Here is a 22,163-nt window from a genome sequence, read left to right on the forward strand (position 1 = left end):
AACTCATCTCGACCATTGCATGCGGCTTGTCCAGTCGGCTTCGACGGAGGCTGCGGGTTTCTTGCGTGTGGGATCAATGGCACGGTTGCGCTCAATGCTGATGCGGTAACCGAGGCCTGTGAGCAGTTGCGGACTTGTGACGTCGGCCTGCTGGAAATCGATTTGTCCCTGGCGGCAGCGGAGCGAAACGGCGGCGCAACTGTTGGCGCAGGCAACGCGGGTCATCAGGAGGAAGAGCGTGCGGGATTTCTCGACCTGGAGGCGGAAGCGGTACCAAGTGGCGAGAGGGACGCGGCGCGCTTGCTCGGGGCGGATATCTCCGAGGTCGAGGACAATGGCGCGGAAGCCTCCGGTGCTGAGCAGCAGATCGGTGGCGCGCAACGCTTGATCGAGGCGCGTCCAGGACTGCTGGCGCGGAGTGGTGTGTCGGGATGAATGCGCTTCGAGTTTTCCTGCGAGTGACACCGGAGAGAATGCAACGGGACGCAAGGGCTGGCGGCGCTTGGGTTCGGCGCAGCGGGGCGAGTAGTCGGGGTCTCCCGAGGCGGATTGGAACATGTTGCCGACCGCGCGGTGGAGGCCGATGGTTTCGCTGCGAGGATGACCGAAGCCTTCGCAGCGACCAGAGGGTATGGACTCTTTTTGCTCGAGGACGGATCCGAAAAACGGGGCTTGGATCTGGCATCCGCTGGTCTGGCCGGGATGTTTTTTCTGCGTGGGCTCGGCGGGAGTGCGGATCCAGAGCAGGCGGCGGAGGTTGACGCCGAGGGCGGCGGCAGAAAGCGGGTCAAGCGAGTCGGAGACATCGACGTAAGCGCAGCTTTCGCCCTTGCTGGTGATTTCGGAAAGGGTGGAAAGAACGAGTGTGGTGCGTCCAGAGGAGTGGGTTCCGGTGAGTTCGGTGATTGCTCCAATGGGCAGGCCACCTGAGAGAACGGAATCAAGTTCGGGTATGCCGCAGGAAACGAGTTCAGACGCGACGGGAGAGCGAAAGGACAGGGCAGAAGGAATGCGCCCGGCCAGTGCGGATTCGATTTGTTTTCGAAGCTCTGCGGCAGCACTCATATTCGCCTTTTCTTCGCCTTTGTAAGGTAGCGACAAAAGGGGAGGTTGTCAATTGTGGTTCGGGAGGATTTTTTTGAGGCTAGAAGGGTGCTGGTGCGGACAAGGTGCATCCCACATCCCCTCAAAAAGGCATATGTGGGCCACTACTGGTTCAGCCAACGATCAGGGTTGGGCTTTCTCCTCTGGTGCGGGTGCGGAGGTCGGGATGAGTTCGGGTTCGCGAATGTACTTTGGCATTTTCTTCCACCCGTAAAGCATGGAGGCGAAATTGTCCCAGCCGTGGATGGCCACCATGAGCAGGTGCCCGGGGAGGAAGGCCCAGAGCCCACACATGGCCACGAAGTGCCAGATGCGGGTGAGGCGGAAGCCTCCCAGAAGGAAGGCAATGTAGTGGAACTGTACGGGCTTGTAGAGGACAAGTCCGGTGAGCATGAGCACGGCTCCGAGAAAAAGGGCCGTGGTATAGGCGAGTTTCTGAAGAGGGTTGTAGGGCTCGAATTCTTCCGGCTTCTTGCCAAAGAAGAAGTAATGGCGAGCCATGGGCCATACGCCTCGGATGTCGCGTGCGTGAAAGAGGACGGTGCGGTAGTGGCCGCTGATGATTTCGTAGAGAACATAAGCAACGCCACTCGCGATGAAGAACCACATAAAGGTGAAGTGCCACTGGAGTGCTCCGGCGAGCCAGCCTCCGAGTCGGATAGAGCGTGGTGGAACGAAGAAATTGTGCTGAGGAAGCTTGGGCCCGAAGGATGGGAAGGCGTAGAAGATTTGGAGTCCGGTCATGCTGAGCACAACTATGGAGATGGCGGCAATCCAATGTGTGAGGCGAACCACGGTGGGGTGTTCGTAGGCGGCGCGGACGCGATTGCGGGCAGAGAGAGCAAACTCGGAGACGGTGAGGTAACGCAGGTCGCGGGTGGTGGTTGGGCGTGGTGCGGTGCGGGCTTTCATAGGCCTCCAAACCAGTCATAGCCTTGGTCTTCCCAGTAGCCGCGCTCCGGGCTGAGGACGCTGGTGATGCGAAGGGTTTCGAGATACTTGGCTTGCTTGTAGCCGAGCTTGGTTGGCATCTGCAGGCGTAGAGGAGCGCCGTGTCCGCGATCGAGTGGCTTGCCGTACATCTCGTAGCAGAGTAGGGATTGGGGATGGAGTGCGCTCTGCATATCCATGGATTCGTAGTAGTCGTCTGAGCACTCGACCTCGATGAAACGGGCAGATGGCGAGGCTCCGACCATGTGGAGGAAGTCGCTGATGCGTGTGCCTGCGAAGTTGCCGACGACGTCCCATCCTTCAACGCATACGTGGCGGGTGTTTTGGGTGATCTTTGGGAGCGAGGCGATTTGGGCCATGGTGTATTCGCCGGGATGTTGCACGTCGCCGGTGACGGTCAGTGTCCAATTGGCGAGGTCCACACCGGGATCGAGCACGTCGTAGTAGTTGTAAGGAAACTTGGAGAAGGGCACGACTTCGGAGTCGGCGAAAGTGAGGCGGCGGTTGTGTCCGAAGAGTGCTGCAGAGGCACGGTCTCCGAAGTGAAGCCCAGTATCGAGCAGATGCTTGCGCGCGAAGGGGAAGAAGAACGCTCCACCGAGAAGCAGTGGCGTCATTTTGAGTAGTTCTCGGCGGCGGGCGCTCTGAAGCTCGTCGGCAGGAGCTTTGTCCTTGGGCATCGAAGGACCTCCCGAGGTGGTAGTGCATTCGACGAGAAGTTACTGGGCGGCGGTGCAGATTATTTGGCGAGGAAAGCTCGTTGCGAGTAGCTGAAAATCCCTACCCTCCGGTTTTCCGGAAGGTAGGGCCTGATGATGAGTTATTCGGAGTAGAAGCCGTCGCGGGTTTGAACCGTGAGGTCGGAGTTCTTGGTTGCCAAGTGCAGTTTGTGGTAGCCACTTTCGGCCTTGTCAGGCGTGTAGCTAAGGCTGTATTGGTGGCGCAGTTCGTCTTCAATCTGGGAGTAGATCTGCTCGGCGGTTAGCTTCTTCGAGGTTTCGAAGTACTTACCTCCGGTTTCCTTCGCAATGCGCTGTAGCGTTTTCTTTCCGGCGTTGTCTTCACGCGGGCGCTCTTCAGGTACGGGGCGACGTCCACCGCCGGGGAATGGGCCTCCACCACCGGGGAAGGGTCCTCCTCCGCCGCCGGGATAGCCTCCACCACCTCCGCCTCGACGCATACCTCCATCGCGGTCCTGTTCATGCTCGGACTCTACGTAGGCACAGTAGACGATCGTGTCGGCACGCTGGGCGGCCTCAATGGCCTGTTCCAGAGACGTCTTGCTTTCGCGATCCTGTCCATCGGAGAAGATCACAATTGCTTTGCGCCCCGGTTGACTCTTCAGGACTTCATCGGCAGAGAGGAATATAGCGTCATAAAGCGTGCTGCCGCCAAAGAAGAAATGCGGATGGTCGCGATCAGGTTCGTCGCGGCGGCGTCCGCTGTCAGAACCGCTGCCTGGGCCCTTCTGTTCGCCGACCGATATCTGGTCGATGCCCTTGGCTAGTTTGTCGGAGTGGGTTGTGACGTCCTGCAGAAGTTCGACGTCCTTGTCGAAATGGAGCACGAAAGCCTTGTCCTTGCCTTCACGCACTGCACGCTTTACGAAGTCGGTGGCAGCCTTGCGCTCGTCGGCAAGTTCTTTGCGCTGTCCGGGGCCGGTGTCGGCCAAGATGCCGAAGGTAAACGGCGCATCATTCTGCAGCGCAAACTGGGTGATAGTCTGCGGCCGTCCATCCTGCTCGAGAACGAAGTCCTGTTTGCCGAGATTGTTGACCGGTTGGCCCTTCTTGTCGCGCACGGTCGCGATGAGGTTTACCTCTTTGACCTGAACCGTGAGTTTGGGACCAGATGAGGCTTTGGGCTGATTGTCGGCAGGGGGCTGCTGAGCGATCAGAGGCAACGCCAGGCAGAGCACAGGGACAATGGTTAGGCAGCGAAGACTTTCCATGACACTAAAGGATGGCACAACGCAGGTCCGGCGGAACCCTCGGGGTGGCTCTGCACTCTGGATTCACAACGCTGGATAGGAAGCCAGGGCGGATTTAGAGTTGGTTTCGCCACATGCGTTTTGCTCACCCACCTTAGCCGCGCACATGCGCGTCGAAGGTGGGGCACCCGGGGCACCCGGGATTTCAAAGGCCCCACCCTCCGGGCTTGCGGAGGGGTAGGGCACCCTCAAGTTGTCAGGCTTGTTCGGGCTCGCCGGCCGATTTTGGCGAGTTGCCGAAGAAAATGGAGTAGATGGCGGCCAGCGCCACGATCACGTTAGCTACCACAACCGGCATGGCGTGGATGAGCACTCCGTAGGTGATCCAGAGAAGGGCCGCGCCAGCCTGAATGAGGCGGAGCGTGGCCGGCTTCTTGAAAAAGTAGGAGAGCCCGAAACAGGCAGTTGCGATCCAACCAATCCAGCTCAGCATTATTGGGCCTCCGCGGCCATGCTGAACGAGGACGCGTCGGGAGCGGTGGACTTCAGCGTGACGAAATCGGTCCGCATGCGCGCCCATTCCTGGACGAGGAAGCCCTGCGATTCGAGGAAGCGGCGGATCTGTGGCTGCGTCCAGAGTGCCACCTCTTCGAGGATCGGAATAAGGACGCTGAGCGCATTGTCGCTGAGTACGGTGCGCTTGGCGATTTGTGTCACGCAGCGCGATTCGGATACAGCGATGGTGAGTCCGTCGCCTTCGTTGATATGCAGCATGGCGTTCATGTCAGAGCTGCCGTCGCCAGCGTAAACAACGTGGTCGAGTCCGATGGAAAGCTCGGCCTGGAGCTGCATGATGCGCGCAACCTTGCCGTATCCGGCGGTGCAACGCACAAGGCGCTCGATCGAGCCATCGGCGCGGTACTTGAATTCGGTGCCGAAGATGTGATCGGCGGGAACAATGCCCTCAAGGGCCGACTGCACGATTTCGACGGGTGCGGCGGAAAGCACATAGAAGTCGAACTCGTATCCCGGAATGCCGTCGCGAAGCGTGCGATAGAGCAGCTCAATGTTGTGCTTGAGCGGGATGCGCTTGCCGGTTTCAATGAGGTGCTCGCGGCGCACACGGGAGCTGTAGGCCGGGTCGTGCAGAAGCAGGTAGGCGAGTTCGGCCCCCTGCTGTACCAAGTTTAGTTCTGCCATGCCAGCCGCTTTTTCCTTGAACTTCTCAACCGACATGCCGAGCAATTCGGTGAGAACCAGACCGGAGTCGTCAAAGCTAAGGGTCTGGTCGAAGTCACTGGCGAACAAGTACTTCTTCATCATCATTTCCATATGGATATGATACGGGTCCGCGTGAGCAGGATGGTGAAATTGCGGTCAATTTGCTATCGAATGATTTAATTAGGGCTATGGGATGGGGTGATGGGGAGGTAAGCTGCTGAAAATCCAAGGGTTTGACGCCGGGAGCAATGAGGGAATTGCTCCCGGATTGAAACTTTAGTTTCCGTACCGCTCGGCCATAAACTCGGTGATCTTGGCATAGGCTTCCTGTAAAACTTCTTCTTGCGGCAGGAAGACGATGCGCATGTGGCGCGTTCCGGGGCGCTGGCCGAATCCGGAGCCGTGTACGCAGAGGACGTGCTTTTGCATCACGAGGTCGGTGACGAATGTACGATCGTCCTCGGGAATGTCAAGTTTGGGGAAGGCGTAGAACGCTCCGCTGGGCTTGACCAATGAGACATGCGGGGTGCGTGCGGCCCACTCGACGGTTAGATCACGACGTCGGCGCAACTTGGCACGGACTTCAATGAGATGGTCCTGCGAGCCTTCAAGCGCTGGAGCGATGGCGCGCATGAACGGGTGCGGTGCCGAAAGGCGTGCACGAAGGAGCTTGTAAACCGCTTCGAGGTAGTCGCCGAGCGATTCGGCGGGGCCGGTCGCGACTGCGTATCCGATACGCCATCCGGGGACGAGGTAAGCCTTCGAGAGTCCGTTGAAGGTGATGACCGGAACGTCGGGAGCAAGCGTGGCGATGGAAATGTGCTTGTATTCTTCGTCGAGGATCAGGCGGTCGTAGATTTCGTCGGCAAAGATGAGCAGATTGTTGCGACGGGCGAGTTCGACGATTCCTTCGAGCGTGGCACGCGAGTAGATTGCCCCGGTCGGATTGTTGGGATTGATGAGCAGGATGCCCCGGGTGCGCGGGGTGATGCGTGACGCAATGTCATCAAGATCGGGCTGCCAGCCGTTTTCTTCACGCAGGTAGTAGGAGTTGGGCTCCACGCCGAGTTTGCCGAGAACCGCCCCATATAACGGATAGTCAGGGCAAGGCGTGAGGACGTTATCTCCGGGGTTGAGCAGCGCGGTCAGGCAGTTGTCGATCAACTCTCCGGAACCCATGCCGACCATGATGCCCTGAATGTTCTTGAATCCATTGGATTCGGCCCGATTGCGAATGGCGCGCACAGCCGTGCGCTCACCCAGCGATTCACCGTAACCGTTGTAGCCCTCGCGCATCGCGCGGTCGACTGCCTCGATCATGTGCGGAGGCGTAGGGAAGTCGAAGCGACAAGGATCCCCGATGTTGAGGTACAGGATGCTGTGACCCTGGCTGGCGACTTGGTCGGCAACGACCGCGAGATCGCGGATGGCATAAGTCACATTTTCCATTCGGGTGGCAGGGGCAATACGGTAGGTGAGGCTGGGTGTCATGAAAAGGCTCCGAAACAACTGCGGAAGTATCATTGAACCTTATGCGGGAGGGAAGTGCAACCCGAACGGCGCAGGCAGTGAGGATTAATCTTCTGCCTGCGCCCATTTCTGTCCGGCTCGTGCGAGAAAAAAGCTAGTACTTGGAGATTGCTCGGAAGCTGTGCAGCTTTTCGATAGCCGGAAATGAGGAAACTGTGCCCACTGTTTTTTCGGGAACCGGTTCGCCGCGAAGTGCTTTCGCCAACAGATCGAGCGCAATACCGGCATTTGCCGGAACCGCGATAGTGGCCGTGAGGATGCCACGTCTTACGAGTTCCTGACCGCCAGAGGGCAGGCCATCGCATCCGGTAATGGGCAGGCGCAGCCAAGCATCACGTTCGGCGCCGCTCAAAGTGGTTTCGATTGCTTCGCGAACTCCCAGGGCCATGGCGTCGTTCTGGCAAACAATGGCAGCGACGCCAAGGCTGCGGGAAGTGCGGATTCCAAGCCAATTCGCAACGCTGCGACGAGCATGGGCCTGGGTCCAGTCACCTTTGAGTATCTTCAGTTCAATGTTGGCTGGCTTGGTGGAGAGCATCCCTTCGGTTCGCAGACGTGCCGCGCCTCCAGTGGCCGGACCTTCCATATAAAGCACTACACCACCATCGGGCAGAAGGGCTCCGGTTTGCTGTCCCTGTATATGTCCAATTTCAAGGTGGTCGTTCGTTACTTCGAACTGGGTCGCTTTGCTCGTGCGGCGGAGCGAACTGATGTAGGTAGTGTCGTGGTTCAGGATGCCCCAGATAACTCCGGAACTGGCTGCCAGTCGGGCCGCCTGTTCCATGCTGGTGCCGACCGGTTCGGCGATGATGGCCGAGTAGCGGCGCTGCTTCGACTGGAGGGCGCGCAGGATCTGCTGCACCTGAAGGACGGCGTCGTTTTCGGCATACTGAATGTCGATTTGCATGCCGTGAGCCCGCGCTGCATCTTGAGCGGCTTCAGCCTGGGCACGTTGATAGTCGTTGTCGTCGGTAGGAAACGAAAGTAAGACTTCGTGTAAGGCCATGGTTCCCCTAAAGCCAAGTGGGTGCGCAGACTATCACGCAGGTCGTCATAGCGACCTTAGCACTTGGTCTTGAACTCTGCTTTGGCTAGCAAGTAAGTGTATTGCACGAGAACGTATTTACAAAGCCAAAGTAGAAGGTGTCGTGACCTTTGTAATGCGAGAGACAGGGCTAGGAGATGGAAAAGGCGCGGAGCAGCTCCGCGCCCTTTGTCATCCGGAGAAGTTATTCTGGGCGATCGATCTGCGCCTTCTGCAGCCGATCGGAGTAGTCGACGTAAACGGCCTTCCACTCGGTGTAGAAGTCGAAAGCTCCCACGCCACCCTCACGATGTCCGTTGCCTGTCTGCTTCACTCCGCCGAAGGGGAGGTGAACTTCGGCACCGATGGTGGGCGCGTTGATGTAGGTGATTCCCGCGTCGAGGTCGCGAATGGCATGGAAAGCGCGGTTGACGTCGCGAGTGTAGAGCGCGGAGGAGAGTCCGTACTTTACGTCGTTAGCGATGGCAATTCCGTGCTCAAGCGAGTCGCAAGGGATGCAGGAGACGACGGGGCCGAAGATCTCCTCCTGGGCGATGCGCATCTTGGGATCAACGTCAGAAAACACCGTGGGCTCGATGAAGAAGCCGTTGGAGTGGGCGGCGTCTTCGAGGCGATGGCCTCCGCAGGCGAGGCGAGCACCTTCCTTCTGGCCTATGTCGATGTAGCCAAGAACGGTGTCGAGTTGCTGGCGATTGACGACCGGGCCTACGTCGATGGATTCATCAAGGCCGTTTCCAAGCTTCAGGAGTTTGGCCCGGCGAACAAGCTCATCGACGAATTGCTGATACACGCCTTTTTGCAGGATGATGCGGCTGGTAGCGGTGCAGCGCTGTCCGGCGGTGCCGAAGGCTCCCCAGAGTGCGCCCTCAAGAGCGAGTTCAAGATTGGCGTCGTCGAGGACGATCATCGGATTCTTGCCGCCAAGCTCAAGTGAGCAGCGCTTGAAGGTGCGCGCACAGCTCTCGCCGATGATGCGGCCCACTTCGCTGGAGCCGGTGAAGGAGATTGCCCTCACTTCGGGGTGCTCCATGAGAGGGGAGCCCACCTCGGAACCGTGTCCCGTGACGATGTTGACCACCCCGGCAGGGACTCCGGCGTCTGTTAGTGCGCTAACGAAGTTGAATACAGAGAGCGGCGTGTCCTCGGCTGGCTTGATGATGCAGGTGTTTCCGGCAACCAAGGCAGGGAAGAGCTTCCACGAGGGAATCGCCATGGGGAAATTCCATGGGCAGATCATGCCGACGACGCCGACAGGGTTGCGCGTACACATGGCGAACTTGTGAGGAAGTTCGCTGGGCGTGGTGAGGCCGTACATGCGGCGGCCTTCTCCGGCGAAGTAGTAGCCGGTGTCGATAGCTTCTTGCACGTCACCGCGCGTTTCTTTGATGACCTTGCCCATCTCGCGGGTCATGTCGCGGGCGAAGTCTTCTTTCCTTTTCTCGATAATGGCCGCGGCTTTGGCTACGATCTCGGCTCGGCGCGGTGGCGGAACCATGCTCCACTTGGGGAATGCGGCGTGAGCGGCTTCAACAGCCTGGTTCACTTCAGCGGCGCCGGAGCGCTGGAAGACGCCTACTACTTCGCGGGTATCGGCAGGATTGCGGTTCTCGCAGGTGTTTCCGGAGGCGGCCGGAACCCATTTTCCATTGATGAAGTTTGAGTAGGTTTTTACATCGGACGCGGTGGTGGCCATTGAGTTCTCTCCGAGATGAAACGACCGGATATCGTAGTCGGGCGAGAGGCGGGGTGACAAGTGGTAAAGACGCGGCCGGACAGAACCGGCCGCGATGTTTGGTTACTTGCCGAATGGGGACCAGGAGGACAGGAAATTTGAGAGCGCGTCGTCGATTCGGGTTGCTCTTTCTGGAGCGGGCCATTTGACGTCCCATGTGACATAGCCGCCAGGGAGAGTCAGTGTCTTCTTATGAGTCGCGATTGCACTCAAAACAGTGCCCTGCCATGCCCGGTATTCCCTCTGAAGGTTGCCGTACTCGGGATGATTGCCCCGGATGTCGGCAATATGCGTGCCGATGTGCACTATGGCTTTCGCCAGAGCGTCACCTCTCAGTCTGTCCATATCGAACTTGCAGGAGAGAAGTAATCCATCAGGAGAGCGGCCTAATCCCTTGAGACCGTCGTCCTTGCGTACTTCATTGGGAACGCCGAAACCGATGTCCACGCCGTTGTCTTCACCTGGCTTCCCGAAAGCGGCGGCCGCTTCCTCGATTTGACGTGCAGCAGGGCTACCTGCGCCGATTGCTCTCGCCGATTCGTGAGCTGCAGCAACAGGATCGCCCCCACGAGCTTCGCCCTCATTGTCATCCTTGGTCGCCATAGTTGCCTTTGAGTAGTCGATTTCATGCCCGGAAACGTCGGTGACCGATTGCAAGACTAACCGTGCGGTGTAGCTATTCATGTTGCCAAATCCGCCCACGGCGACGAACTTTCCCGACGGATCGCGTACTGCGCCAGTGCTGGAGGAAGCGTCGAGTCGCCCTATTAGCGTGGCGCTCACCGTGTTTTGCTGGCAGCCAAGGCACATGCCCGAGGACCTATGCGGAGCCGAGAGTAGCGAGTCGAAGGTCTTGAAGTCTTTGTTCTTGTCTAGCTTCACAGGAAGGCGGTTGGGCGAGGATGCTGTGCCCACACTGTTGCTTGCAAGTTGCAATTCGACTACGGCGGCGGGGCCCGATTTAGCTTTCGTCCCTTCAGGGTAACTAAGCCAGATTCCGTTGACAGCCTGCTTGCAGGACGAGTCCTTGATAACGAACTCGTCGAATCCGGCGATCGCGGTCCCTTTGATCATGACGGTCTTGCCGTCAAAGCTCGCAGGATTGGCGAGCACTTCACAAACGGATGTACCTATTGTTTGAGCACTCAAAGAAGCCATGCCCAAGAGGCAGAACAGTATCGCGAGAATATAACGTTTCATCCTTAGTCCCTTTTGAGGTTCGGAGAATCGTAATCCAGTGACTTGGGACGGGCAAATAGATTCGTGGGCGGGGTAAGCAGGGCAAAGTGTCTGCATATGCGCGTTGACTGCTCCATGCAGTGTGCTTGATTTTTGCGAATGCACCCTTGTCGAGCCCGAGCGGAGTAGTAAGATAAGTGTCTAGTCCCGGCTAGTGCTCTTATCGCATTGGTTCTGTAGCGGCCTACCCGTATTATCTGAGTGAAGATCAACACTGATTTTTCCTGAGCAGAGAGGGTAGGCAACAGTGAGGACCCGCTTGGTGATCCTCGCCGTGGACGAATTCTTTCTGTACGAAAAAAGAGAGACAGCATAGATGTCAAACAATGGCTTCCACACCGGTTCGCGATTCGGGAATTTGCGTTCTTTGTTCAGCATGTTCTCCAGCGACCTCGCAATTGACCTGGGCACGGCGAACACGCTTGTCTATGCACGAGGAAAAGGCATCGTTGTAAACGAGCCATCAATTGTCGCAATTAACAAGAACACAAACGAAGTGGAAGCGGTGGGCAAGGAAGCCAAGGAAATGCTTGGCCGTACTCCTGGCAACATCGTCGCCATCAAGCCGATGAAAGACGGCGTGATCGCCGACTTCAAGATCACGGAAAAGATGTTGAACTACTTCATCCAGAAGGCGCACAACCGCAAAATGCTGGTGCATCCGCGAATCGTGATCGGCGTGCCGAGCGAAATTACGCAGGTGGAAAAGCGTGCGGTTATGGATTCGGCTTATCGCGCGAAGGCCAGCGAAGTGCACTTGGTGGAGCAGGCGATGGTGGCGGCAATCGGCGCAGGACTTCCGATTACCGAACCTAGCGGCAACATGGTGGTCGATATAGGCGGCGGTACCACAGACATCGCGGTGATTTCGCTGAGCGGCATCGTGTACTCGCGTTCGGTTCGCATGGCCGGCAATCAGATGGACGAGGCCGTGATGAACTACCTGAAGCGGAAGTACAACCTGCTGATTGGTGAGCGCACGGCGGAACAGATCAAGATTGAAATTGGCTCCGGCTACCCCTTGGAAAAGCCGCTGACGATGGAGATCAAGGGACGCAATCTGATTGAGGGCGTGCCGAAGACGATCACCATCGACGACAGCGAGATCCGCGAATCTTTGAGTGAATGCGTGGGCACGATCATGAACGCCATTCGCGTGGCGCTCGAGCGGACTCCTCCGGAATTGAGTGCGGATATCAGCGACCGTGGCATCGTATTGACGGGTGGCGGCGCACTGCTCAAGAACTTGGACAAGCGCATTCGCGAGGAGACTGGGCTGCCGGTTTCGATCGCCGACGATCCGCTTGCCAGCGTGGTTCTGGGTACGGGCAAAATGCTCAGCGACTTCAAACTTCTGCGCAAGATCAGCATCGAGTAACAAAGGACACAGCGGCCGGAGCGTTGCTCCGGCCTTGCAGTTTGCGCGCTCTGTGGGGCGGCAGCGCGAACGTCCGTTCATAGGCGGAAACTGGGCAGGAACTCTGGAAATCCGGTAGCATACTGAAAATCTGAACACATGAACTTCTTCTCGCGGCACAAGAACACGGTGGTTCTGGTGACTGTACTGATGGCCCAACTCCTTGGGCTGGCAGTACAGATCAAGCGCCAGACAGCAGAGGGTCCGGTTCGGTTGATCCGGCTCGCAACCGTGAACACCATCGCACCTTTTGAGCGATTGCTGATCTATACAGGTTCGAGCGTGCGCGGGGTTTGGTCGAATTACATCGATCTGCGCAATGTGCGGCGTGAAAATCAGGAACTGAAAGCCGAGGCCGATCGGACTCGATTGGAGCGCGCGCGAGAGCAGGAAGACGCACGCCAGGCACGTCGCATTCAAGCGCTGCTGGAATTCAAGGAACAGTGGGTCGATAAGACCGTTGCGGCGCAGGTGATCGGCACGAGCGGCAGCGAAAACTCGCGGCTACTCTATTTGGATAAAGGCGCAAAGGACGGCATAAAGGTCGACATGCCGGTGATTACGCCGGATGGCGTCGTGGGCAAGATTCTGAGCGTGTACGGCGACACCTCCCAGGTGCTGATGATCAGTGATCCTACGAGCGGAGTCGGCGCCACTCTAGTGACGTCGCGCTTGCAGGGAATTGTGAAGGGCACGGCCACCGGCGAAGTGCAGTTGAGCTACATCATGAACGACGAGTCCGTGCAAAAAGGTGAACAGCTAATCACGAGCGGCGGCGATCGCGTTTTCCCGAAAGGGTTGCCGATTGGTTCAGTCGCGAGCGTCACCACCGGACGCAACCTGTTTCTGGAAGTTAAGTTGAAGCCTGCAGTCGACCTGAATCGTATAGAAGAAGTGCTGGTTATCACAGAGCAGAAGGCCCGCACGCCCGATACGACAGGGCTCGGTCCGATCCGAGCTTCGGACATCCTGGCGCAACACTTGCCGAGCGTACCTCAGCAGCCTGCACCAAATGCTGCTCAACCGGGACAAGCGCCTCAGCAAGGTACCCCGAACGCTCAGGGTGGCATCGCTCCGGGAACGGGGCAGGCGGCACCGAAGCCTCCGGTTACGGCTCCGGGAGGACAGACGACAGCTCCCAAGCCTCAAGCTGTGAATCCGCAGGTCGCAAAGACTCCGGGTAGCACGGTGGTAAGGACGGGGCTGGCACAGACACCGACCGGAACTACAGCAAAGCCCTCGGCTCTAAAGACGACGGGTGCGAATGGCACGGGCACTACGGCGAAACCCGCCGCGCAAACGGGAGCAGCGAAACCTGCGGCGTCGAAGACTCCGAACGCGAGTCCAACCAAGCCAAAACCAGCAGCGAGCGAGGGGGCAAACCCACAATGAAGACGATGTCGATGAGCTATACCTCGCGCGAACAGGTTGAAGTCTATCGCTTCTCCTGGCCGATTTCTGTCGGCATGCCGTTGTTGCTGGTCGGATTGCAGGCGTTTCTGCCATTGCGGCTGCATTTCTTTCGCGTCTTCGACTTTGGGTTATTGCTGACGATCTTTTTTGCGGTTTCGCGTCGCAGCCAGTTGAGCGGAACGCTGACTGGTGCTGCAATTGGACTATTGCAGGACGGGTTGACCTCAACACCGTATGGGGTCTATGGAATTGCGAAAACAATCGTTGGCTATCTTGCCTCCTCGATCGGAATCCGGATCGACGTGGAAAATCCGGGGTCGCGCTTCCTCCTTACGTTCGTCTTCTATGCAGTGCATCAAGCCATATTCGTGGCCGTTGAGCGCGCTTTAATGGGGCAGACCATACATATCAACCTTGTGCATCAGGCAGGAGCAGCAGTCGCTAATTCGGTGATGGCGGTGTTTTTGTTTGCAATGCTGACGCGCTTCAAGATCAGAGACTAAAAGGCTTCCGGGTAGTAGCAATCCATGTTGGGTCGTGACGAAAAAGTTCCAATAATCCGTCTGGCGATGGCCCAGTACGTCATCCTGTTCATATTCCTGTTGCTGGTTTATGGACTGTGGCGTCTGCAGGTGTTGCATTCGGATTACTACGCGAGTATGGCGGAGCAGAACCGCGTAAAAGAGGTGCCGATACTGGCTCCACGTGGCAAGCTGTTGGACCGCGAAGGACGGCCGATTGTTGACAACTATCCTTCGTTTTCCGCACTCCTGCTGCGCTCGCAGGGAAAGATTACAGACGCCAACCTGGATGCTATCGCGCTTGGGTTGCATCTTGACCCCGATGAGTTGAAAGCCCGTGTAAAGCGCATGTCGGCGCTACCTGGGTATCAGCCGATCTTTATTAAGTACGACATTACGCCTGACGAACTGGCGTTCGTCGAATCGCATCGCAACGAATTCCCTGAACTGGACACGATCACCGTACATCGTCGCCTCTATCCGAAGAACGGATTCATGGCGCACCTGATCGGGTATGTCGGCGAAGTCAGTGAAGACATGCTGAACAATCCGCGCTACGAGCTTTACAACCCGGGCGATGTAGTGGGACAGAGCGGCGTGGAAGCTGAATACAACGACATGCTGATGGGCAAGAACGGTTCACGCCGCGTGCTGGTGAACAGCAAGGGCAAGGAAGTCGGCGAACTGAGCGATACCCCGGCGGTTCCCGGCAAACCTTTGCAGTTGACGATTGATTTGGATGTCCAGATTGCGGCCGAAGAGGCGTTAGGCGACAAACCCGGAGCAATCGTGGCAATGGATCCGAAAACCGGCGAGATTCTCGCCATGGTGAGCCGCCCGACATTCGATCCAAACGCATTTGCCGTCCGCATCACGTCCAAGGAGTGGACCAGCCTCGTAACGGACGAAGGTAAGCCGCTGCTGAATAAGGCCATTCAGGCACAACTCGCTCCGGGATCGGTTTTCAAGATCATCATGAGCGTGGCGGGTTGGCAGGAAGGCATTGCACAGAACCTGCACGTGAACTGTGGTGGTGGCGCTTCATTCTATGGACGCTACTTCAAGTGCTGGGTCAAGGGCGCGCACGGTTCAGTAGATCTAACGAAAGGCATTTACCAGTCCTGCGACGTGTACTTCTATACGTTGGCCGAGCGCCTGGGCATTGGACGCATTGCGAAGTACGCAACCGACTTTGGGCTGGGCAAGAAGACCGGAATCGATTTGCCGCAGGAAGTCAGTGGCGTGATCCCCAGTGAAGAGTGGAAGCTGAAGAACTTCCATCAGAAATGGTTTGCCGGGGAGACGATATCAGTAGGAATCGGACAGGGTGCGGTAGCAACGACTCCTGTGCAGTTGATTCGCGCGATCAGCGCAATATCGACCGGCGGACACCTGGTGCGTCCGCACGTGGTCTTCCCGGACAAAGTGCCGCAGACCTATCAGGCAGCACTGCACTACACTGATACGAAAGACATTGCGATCGATCCGGCGGGTTTCGAGACCATTACCGATGCGATGGGTCAGGTTCTTTTGCCGCAGGGAACGGCTCCCAGCGCGCATATTCAAGGAATCGATATCGCGGGCAAAACCGGTTCGGCACAGACGATTTCCAATGCGATGAAGGCCAAAGTGGCTAACAAAAGCGCCTACAAGGACAACGGCTGGTTTGTCGGCTTCACGCCACGGCGCAACCCCGACGTTGTCGTTTGTGTATTGTTTGAAGGCGGCGAGCATGGAAAACTTGCGGCGCGTTTGGCGACCCAGGTGATAAAGGCTTACGTGGCGAAGAAAAACCATCAGCAAATTGAGCATATTAAGCCGCCAACGGATGAAGGGACTCCGCAGGAACAGACGCCAGAAGCGCCTCCTCAGCCTGCTCCCGACTCAAAGCCCACGCTAGTAACAGGGCTCTGGAGTGATGGTGGCGATGAGTCAGGACATTTGCAGGCGGCGCGATTCGACGCCGGCGTGGAGCGTAAGCAGTTCCGTCGTGCAGTTGCTGCTCCGGGAATGGAACAGTTCGCACAAAAAGACGAGTCTCAGCAAAGCAAAATTCCGCAGAGAGGCCACGGCCACTCGTGGAAGGAGATTCCCGGGATTGTGGCCACCTTGCCTGAGCCGGGTTGGCGGTTGGGAGGCAGGCAATGAGCCGCTATATACGATTCCGCGACTTCGACTGGGTGCTGCTGATTTTCGTGCTGATCATCTGCATGCTTGGCGTGTCGGAAATCTATTCGGCAACGCTGCACACGAAGTTCGAGGGCATGCACATCAAGCAGGTGTACTGGATTCTGGCTGGGTTGGTGCTTATGTTCATCATGAGCCTGATCAACTACCAGGAACTGCTGGAAATGGTGCCGTGGCTGTATGGCTTCAGCTTGGTGTCATTGGTGGCTGTGCTGATTTTCGGCAAGAAGTACCTGGGAGCGCGGCGCTGGATTGACTTCAAAGTGTTCCACTTCCAGCCCTCGGAGTGGGTGAAGCTAATTCTGATCCTGACGATGGCGAAGTACTTTGCCGAGTACAGAGAGAACGATCTGCCATTCCGAGAGCTAGTCAAGGCCGGATTGGTGGTGCTTTTCCCGATGCTGCTGGTCCTGAAGCAGCCCGATCTTGGGACATCACTCACCTATGTTCCGATTGCAGTAATGGCTCTGGCTTTGGGCGGCATGCGGCCCAAGCACGCAATCATCATGCTGGTGATAGCTGCGGTTCTCGCCCCGGCTGCTTGGAAATGGGGACTGAAACCGTATCAGAAAGAGCGGCTCTCCACCTTCGTTGAGCCTGAGGCGGATTCCCATGGCTCGGGGTACCAGGTGATCCAGTCATTGGTAGCCGTCGGTTCGGGCGGAGTTTGGGGTAAGGGCGTTGCTAAAGGCACGCAAACGCAGGGGCAATTCCTTCCTGTGCCGCACACCGATTTTATATTTGCGGCCTGGAGCGAAGAGCATGGCTTTGTGGGCGCACTCGCAGTAATGCTGTTATACTTCGGGGTGTTGATGCGTCTGATTCATGACGCTCAAACGGCGCCTGACCGGGCCGGGGTCTTCCTGACGATGGGAGTGGTCGCGGTGCTGGCGTTCCACGTTTTAGTGAACGTGGGAATGGTGGTGGGTTTTATGCCCGTGACGGGCATTCCACTTCCATTGATGAGTTACGGAGGATCGTCGATCCTGTTTACGTTCCTGGCACTGGGCATCGTGATGAATGTTCGTATGCGCCGGTTTGTAAACTAGGATGGCGGCACAAGCGCGCGGAAGTTCCGGAACCACGGTGATTATCCGCTGCGTGCGAGTGAGGCCTCGAACAAAAAGCGAGGCTTGCTGAAAAGAAATCTTGCAAAATCCCGTGAGAGCCGCCGGAAACAGGCGGAGGGAACGGGTCTTCGGCGGGAACGTCGAAGCTTTCGGCGGGGGAGTTTTCCAGCCGCTTACAGAGTTGAAACCCTCCGTTGGAGGGCACAGCCGGCAACTGAGGTTTCAGGCCGGTCAGGATTGAAGAATTGCGCGGTGTACGGGCAGGGAACGGCCCCATTCCGGACTCCAGGTGAACGGAGCGCGGAAGAGAAGTGGTCACAAACCCCATATGCGGTGCAACCGGACCAGGTGCAATAGACCTGGGGAGAACGGAATCGGTGCAAAGGTTCTCATCAAAAGCAGCCAGATCCCCGAATGGTGCAGAGCGCCACGGCGGTACTGGCCGCGTGATCCCCTCAAATCAGTTGAGTGGGCGAACTTCGCTTCGCGCCCCGGCATAATGCCGGAGGTGCGATTTGCGCATTGATTTTCAACACTGACTGCTTGCCTTCATGCTTCCGGCTGACAACAGCCTGCTCACGCCAGCAGGCCGGGAGCGAAGATGAACAAAGAACTTTACGTTTCGACCACGCCGCACGAGACCAAGGTGGCGTTGGTAGAAGACGACCAGCTATCAGAGGTGTATTTCGAGCGCGAGAATGAGTACACCCTCGCTGGATCGATTTACAAGGGCCGTGTAACCCGCGTGCTGCCCGGCATGCAATCGGCTTTTGTCGATATCGGACTTGAACGCGACGCGTTCCTCTATGTTTCCGATTTCCTCGAACTGCAAGATGAAGAAGAAGCCGAATTCGGCGAAGTGAAGGTGACAGGATCGACGCTGGCTCAAGCCAACGGAATGATCGTCACCGAACCGCAGGCCTCAGAAGAAGAATCTGCGCCGGACATTGAAGAAGACACACCCATCGAAGGCGAAATCGTGCAGGCCGAGGGAAGAGATGGCGCACCCCGCTGGCGTGGACGTCGTCGCCGTCGCGGCAGACGCGGTGGGCGCGACCGAGTGAATGGCGAGCGCCAGCAGGAATTGCAGGGAAACATTCCCGCACAGGCCGGCGAGGCAGAGATTGAGGAGCCTTCCGAAGGCGAAGAGCAGTCTCGCCGCCCAACCGAGCCGCAGCCCCGCAAACGCGAACTTCGTGGTTTCGAACCACGCGGGCTTGTCGTTCATGGATTGGCGCGCACGGTAGAGGACTCGGATGAGGCTGAACTGGAGATTGCAGCGGAATCCGAAGCAGAAGTGAGTGATGTGCCAGCAGAAGCAGTCACAGAAGAGAAGGCGGCAACGACCTACTCTCCGATGGTTCTGCCGGGCGAATCGATTTCTAAGTACAACCGCGCAGGAGGCGATGTGTCCGCGCCGACTTCTGAGCCCGCAGCAAGTGAGGAGCCAGAGCGGACATACGGACGTCGCGATCGTAGCGGTCGTCGTGGAGATCGTGGCCGCGATCGCGATCGTGACCGAGACCGCCACAGCCGTGATCGTGAGCCTCGTGTGCGGGAGGAATATACCCTCCCTGAAAACTACACGCCGATTGTTTTACCCGGAGAGTCGATCTCGAAATATCGCGGCGTAGAACCAGTCGCGGCTCCTGAAGCTGTCGTGGATGTGAATGCTGCAGCTCCGGTAACCGAAGTTCCAGCTCCGACAACTACCGAAGAAACTCCGGATGAGCCGCTCACCAGCGCTAGTTATTCGGGTGCTACTGGACTTCCTTCACTGACCCAGCGCCGTGAGGCCGCGGTCGAAGAGGTCGAGGAAGAGCCCGTTGCAGAGTTGACGCAGGAAGCCATGCAGGAGCCTAAGGCCGAGGAGCCTGAGGCAGCGGCACCGACCACTGTGTTCACTACTGATCAAACGACTGTTCCGGTTGAGCCTCAGATGGAAGAGCACTCGCAAACGCTGCAGGAACCGGAAGCGCAACGGCTTTCAGAGCCCGAAGCGCAGGCACCTGCTACGGAATCGACCGTAACGGAAGAGACTCCGGCGGGCGAGATTCCAGCAGAGACAATTCCTGCGGAACAAGCTCAGGTGGACGAAAACAGCGGCGAGCAGCCGAAGCGGTCCGGTCGGCGCTCCTGGCGTGATCGGGTTTCCAAGATATTCGGTAACGCTCCGGAGGGTGTTTCCGGCACAGAACCAGTCGCCGAAGGCACCGCGAGCGAGTCCTCACAATCGGGCGCACAAGAGGGAACTGTTGAGGCTGTTTCCGAAGCCGGCGAAGGGAAGAAGTCCTCTTATGAGAGCCAGTTTGGCAGCTTCGTAATCGAGGGCGGCAACGTTGAGCACGAAGAGCTGGATGCAGACGAAACCGAGATGCCTGGCTTGACCGAACATCGCGATCGCTACGAAGAAGGCGATGGTGAACAGGAAACGGTCGAGAACGGTAACGGTTCGCAGTTTGGAACCGCAGTTCGCGAGAGCGACGAAGATGAAGTTCTAGAAGAGGAAGAGTACGACTTCGAGGGCGAGGAATTTGAAGAGTCCGAACTCGTAGCGGACGATGCTGCAGAAGAGGCCGAGGGTGAGGAGCAGGAAGAACCTGAGCCGACCGAAGCGGCTCAAGCACCGGAACGCCATCGTCCAGAGCGTTTCGACCGCCGCGAGCGACGTGGTCGTCGTGGAGCTCCGCAGCGTGGACGCATGCGGCCGCGTCAACAGACCCGCGCCGTGCCTCTTATCAGCGAATTGCTGAAGGAAGGCCAGGAGATCCTCGTACAGATCGCGAAGGAACCGATCGGCAAGAAGGGCGCCCGCATCACGAGCCACATAGCGTTGCCCGGCCGATTCCTTGTGTACATGCCGACGGTGAACCACATTGGCGTGTCGCGCAAAATCAGCAGCGAAGAAGAACGCCAGCGTCTGAAGAGAATCGTGTCGAGCGAGCGCGAGAACGGGCATGGAGGCTTCATCGTTCGCACGGCTGCCGCGAACATCAAGGAAGACGAACTTCGCGCTGATATCCGCTTCCTGAAGCACCTGTGGACCGAAATTCGTACGCGTGCCGAGGCAAGCAAGAGCCCAGCCCTGATCTATCACGATCTGAATCTGGTGGAGCGCGTGTTGCGCGATCAGGTTACGAGCGACTTCTCGCAAATCTGGGTCGATAACGAATCAGAGTACGAACGCGTGGTGCGCTTCGCATCGCGCTTCCAGCCGAACCTGGTGCGCCGCATCAAGCTGTACACCAAGGACACGCCGCTGTTTGAGCAGTTCGGCATACATGAGGAGATCAATAAGAGCCTCAAGTCCAAGGTGTGGTTGAAGAGCGGTGGTTACATCGTGATCAACCAGACAGAAGCGCTGGTCGCCATCGACATCAACACCGGCAAGTATGTTGGAAAGACGGCGCGCCTGGAAGATACGATCGTGAAGACCAACTGCGACGCTGTGAAGGAGATCGTGCGGCAGATCAGACTGCGCGACCTCGGCGGCATCATTGTCGTTGACTTCATCGACATGGACGAGCGCAAGAATCGCCAGAAGGTGATGCAGGCGCTCGAAGAAGCTATGAAGGCCGACCGCGCGCCATCGAAGATCCTGCAGTTTAACGACTTTGGATTGGTTGCGATCACGCGTAAGAGAGTCAAGCAGTCGCTTGAACGCACTCTTGGTACTCCGTGCCCGTATTGCGACGCGACTGGCTTCGTGAAGTCGGTGCAGAGCGTGTGCAACGAGATTTATGTCGAGATGCGCAAGATGCGCCGTCACATCGAGAGCAAGGAAGTCATTCTGCGCGTGAACCCCGAGGTGGCAAAGGAACTGAAGTCCAGCAATGCATCTTGGTTGCAGGAGATGGAAGAGTTGATCGGACATCCTGTGCTGATCAAGAGCGACCCATTGCTGCACCAAGAGCAGTTCGATATGAACTATTGATTCTTCGGGGAAACCCGACATTGAAAAGCCCGCCTTTCGAGGCGGGCTTTTTGGTTCTGATGCAACAAAATCGGCCGGACCCGAAGGCCCGGCCATGCATGATTGCACAGGATAAAGACATAAACATTGTAGCTGAAAAGCCGACGTTTTGTCGTGTGAGCGGCAGGCGCGAGAAAGAGGAATCTAGTTTGGCAACGGCACAGTTCGCGACAGTCTTTTACCACCATCATCGCTAAAGTACCTGAAATATGTGTCTGAGTGCCGAGCACACACGCCCCTTCGTAACTCCTTGTAAGCACGACGCGCATCGTTTCTCTAACTGCCCCACGATGTTGTGGTGTATGTTCGATTCAGCTACAAAGAATTGCGAATAGGTTCTAGTTTGTGGCCGAAGTTGAGCCGAATATACCCGTTATCTTCCGGTTTCTCCCGGAAATCTGGGTTGACTGCAGCACCAGGAACTCTGCTATAAACCAGCGAAGCGAACCGCATTTATTTCGGCAAAGTAGAAGCTCGGGAGATTGCGGCCGTTTGGGAGTACTAAGGCTCTACTTAGCTCTTGAGCCTTGAAACGATAAGGACAGCAGGTCCGGTGAACTGCGCTTTGGTTTGAGAGGGCACGAACTATGTCCGATTCGCCTGAGGTAATGAACATTCGGCAAGCGTCGGCGTACCTGGGAGTGAGTCCCGATACGCTTTACAAGTACGTGTCCGAAGACAAAATCCCAGCTTTCAAGCTGGGGAACCGCTGGAAGTTCAAGAAGGCACTACTCGACCGCTGGATGGAACAAAAGAGCAGCGGCGGCGAGGGAATGCTGAAGAAAAAGCCGCGGGCGGTTCGTGCAACTGCGGTGAGGTAACGAGGGCGT

General features: G+C 57.5%; 17 protein-coding genes. 7 read left to right on the top strand and 10 right to left on the bottom strand.

The window, feature by feature from the left end:
• Nucleotides 1-3: 3 nt before the first annotated feature.
• The 10 genes from AC6IZD_RS04535 to AC6IZD_RS04580 form a co-directional block, all read right to left on the bottom strand.
• Nucleotides 4-1,065, bottom strand: a complete 1,062-nt coding sequence (locus AC6IZD_RS04535) for an ATPase domain-containing protein (protein ID WP_497786495.1) — start codon at nucleotides 1,063-1,065, stop codon at nucleotides 4-6.
• A gap of 162 nt (nucleotides 1,066-1,227) precedes the next feature.
• Nucleotides 1,228-2,016: a cytochrome b/b6 domain-containing protein gene (locus AC6IZD_RS04540; protein WP_497786496.1), complete on the bottom strand. Its 789-nt coding sequence runs from the start codon at nucleotides 2,014-2,016 to the stop codon at nucleotides 1,228-1,230.
• On the bottom strand, nucleotides 2,013-2,735 hold the full coding sequence (locus tag AC6IZD_RS04545; protein WP_497786497.1) for a molybdopterin-dependent oxidoreductase: 723 nt from the start codon (nucleotides 2,733-2,735) through the stop codon (nucleotides 2,013-2,015). The genes AC6IZD_RS04540 and AC6IZD_RS04545 overlap by 4 nt, the downstream gene beginning before the upstream one ends.
• Nucleotides 2,736-2,875: 140 nt before the next feature.
• Entirely contained in the window at nucleotides 2,876-4,006 is a 1,131-nt protein-coding gene (locus AC6IZD_RS04550; protein ID WP_497786498.1) for a VWA domain-containing protein, read from the bottom strand.
• 235 nt (nucleotides 4,007-4,241) lie between these two features.
• A complete protein-coding gene (locus tag AC6IZD_RS04555; protein WP_497786499.1) occupies nucleotides 4,242-4,478 on the bottom strand; it encodes a hypothetical protein in 237 nt (78 codons plus the stop codon).
• Complete coding sequence (locus tag AC6IZD_RS04560) at nucleotides 4,478-5,311, bottom strand: HAD-IB family phosphatase (protein WP_497786500.1); 834 nt, start codon at nucleotides 5,309-5,311, stop codon at nucleotides 4,478-4,480. Before AC6IZD_RS04560 ends, AC6IZD_RS04555 begins: the two co-directional genes overlap by 1 nt.
• A 171-nt stretch (nucleotides 5,312-5,482) precedes the next feature.
• Nucleotides 5,483-6,697, bottom strand: a complete 1,215-nt coding sequence (locus AC6IZD_RS04565) for an aminotransferase class I/II-fold pyridoxal phosphate-dependent enzyme (RefSeq protein ID WP_497786501.1) — start codon at nucleotides 6,695-6,697, stop codon at nucleotides 5,483-5,485.
• A gap of 133 nt (nucleotides 6,698-6,830) precedes the next feature.
• A complete protein-coding gene (locus AC6IZD_RS04570; protein ID WP_497786502.1) occupies nucleotides 6,831-7,742 on the bottom strand; it encodes a substrate-binding domain-containing protein in 912 nt (303 codons plus the stop codon).
• A gap of 223 nt (nucleotides 7,743-7,965) precedes the next feature.
• Complete coding sequence (locus tag AC6IZD_RS04575) at nucleotides 7,966-9,474, bottom strand: aldehyde dehydrogenase family protein (RefSeq protein WP_497786503.1); 1,509 nt, start codon at nucleotides 9,472-9,474, stop codon at nucleotides 7,966-7,968.
• A gap of 102 nt (nucleotides 9,475-9,576) precedes the next feature.
• On the bottom strand, nucleotides 9,577-10,713 hold the full coding sequence (locus tag AC6IZD_RS04580) for a hypothetical protein (RefSeq protein WP_497786504.1): 1,137 nt from the start codon (nucleotides 10,711-10,713) through the stop codon (nucleotides 9,577-9,579).
• A gap of 355 nt (nucleotides 10,714-11,068) precedes the next feature.
• Here AC6IZD_RS04580 and AC6IZD_RS04585 point away from each other — a divergent pair, with 355 nt between their 5' ends.
• The 7 genes from AC6IZD_RS04585 (at nucleotide 11,069) to AC6IZD_RS04615 (ending at nucleotide 22,154) form a co-directional block, all read left to right on the top strand.
• Nucleotides 11,069-12,130 carry a rod shape-determining protein gene (locus AC6IZD_RS04585; RefSeq protein ID WP_497777095.1) on the top strand — a complete coding sequence of 354 codons (1,062 nt, stop codon included), beginning with the start codon at nucleotides 11,069-11,071 and terminating at the stop codon, nucleotides 12,128-12,130.
• Nucleotides 12,131-12,268: 138 nt separating this feature from the next.
• The gene (gene mreC, locus AC6IZD_RS04590; RefSeq protein ID WP_497786505.1) at nucleotides 12,269-13,561 is read left to right on the top strand and encodes a rod shape-determining protein MreC; all 1,293 of its coding nucleotides are present in this window, start codon (nucleotides 12,269-12,271) and stop codon (nucleotides 13,559-13,561) included.
• On the top strand, nucleotides 13,558-14,085 hold the full coding sequence (gene mreD, locus AC6IZD_RS04595) for a rod shape-determining protein MreD (protein WP_497786506.1): 528 nt from the start codon (nucleotides 13,558-13,560) through the stop codon (nucleotides 14,083-14,085). The genes mreC and mreD overlap by 4 nt, the downstream gene beginning before the upstream one ends.
• Nucleotides 14,086-14,109: 24 nt before the next feature.
• Entirely contained in the window at nucleotides 14,110-16,251 is a 2,142-nt protein-coding gene (gene mrdA / locus AC6IZD_RS04600; RefSeq protein WP_497786507.1) for a penicillin-binding protein 2, read from the top strand.
• Nucleotides 16,248-17,339 carry a rod shape-determining protein RodA gene (gene rodA / locus AC6IZD_RS04605; protein ID WP_497786508.1) on the top strand — a complete coding sequence of 364 codons (1,092 nt, stop codon included), beginning with the start codon at nucleotides 16,248-16,250 and terminating at the stop codon, nucleotides 17,337-17,339. The genes mrdA and rodA overlap by 4 nt, the downstream gene beginning before the upstream one ends.
• A 622-nt stretch (nucleotides 17,340-17,961) precedes the next feature.
• Nucleotides 17,962-21,294 (top strand): Rne/Rng family ribonuclease, encoded by a 3,333-nt coding sequence (locus tag AC6IZD_RS04610; protein ID WP_497786509.1) that lies wholly within the window; start codon nucleotides 17,962-17,964, stop codon nucleotides 21,292-21,294.
• Between the two features lie 626 nt (nucleotides 21,295-21,920).
• Nucleotides 21,921-22,154: a helix-turn-helix domain-containing protein gene (locus tag AC6IZD_RS04615; RefSeq protein WP_497777101.1), complete on the top strand. Its 234-nt coding sequence runs from the start codon at nucleotides 21,921-21,923 to the stop codon at nucleotides 22,152-22,154.
• Nucleotides 22,155-22,163 lie beyond the last annotated feature (9 nt).

Source organism: Koromonas humicola, from assembly GCF_059726255.1.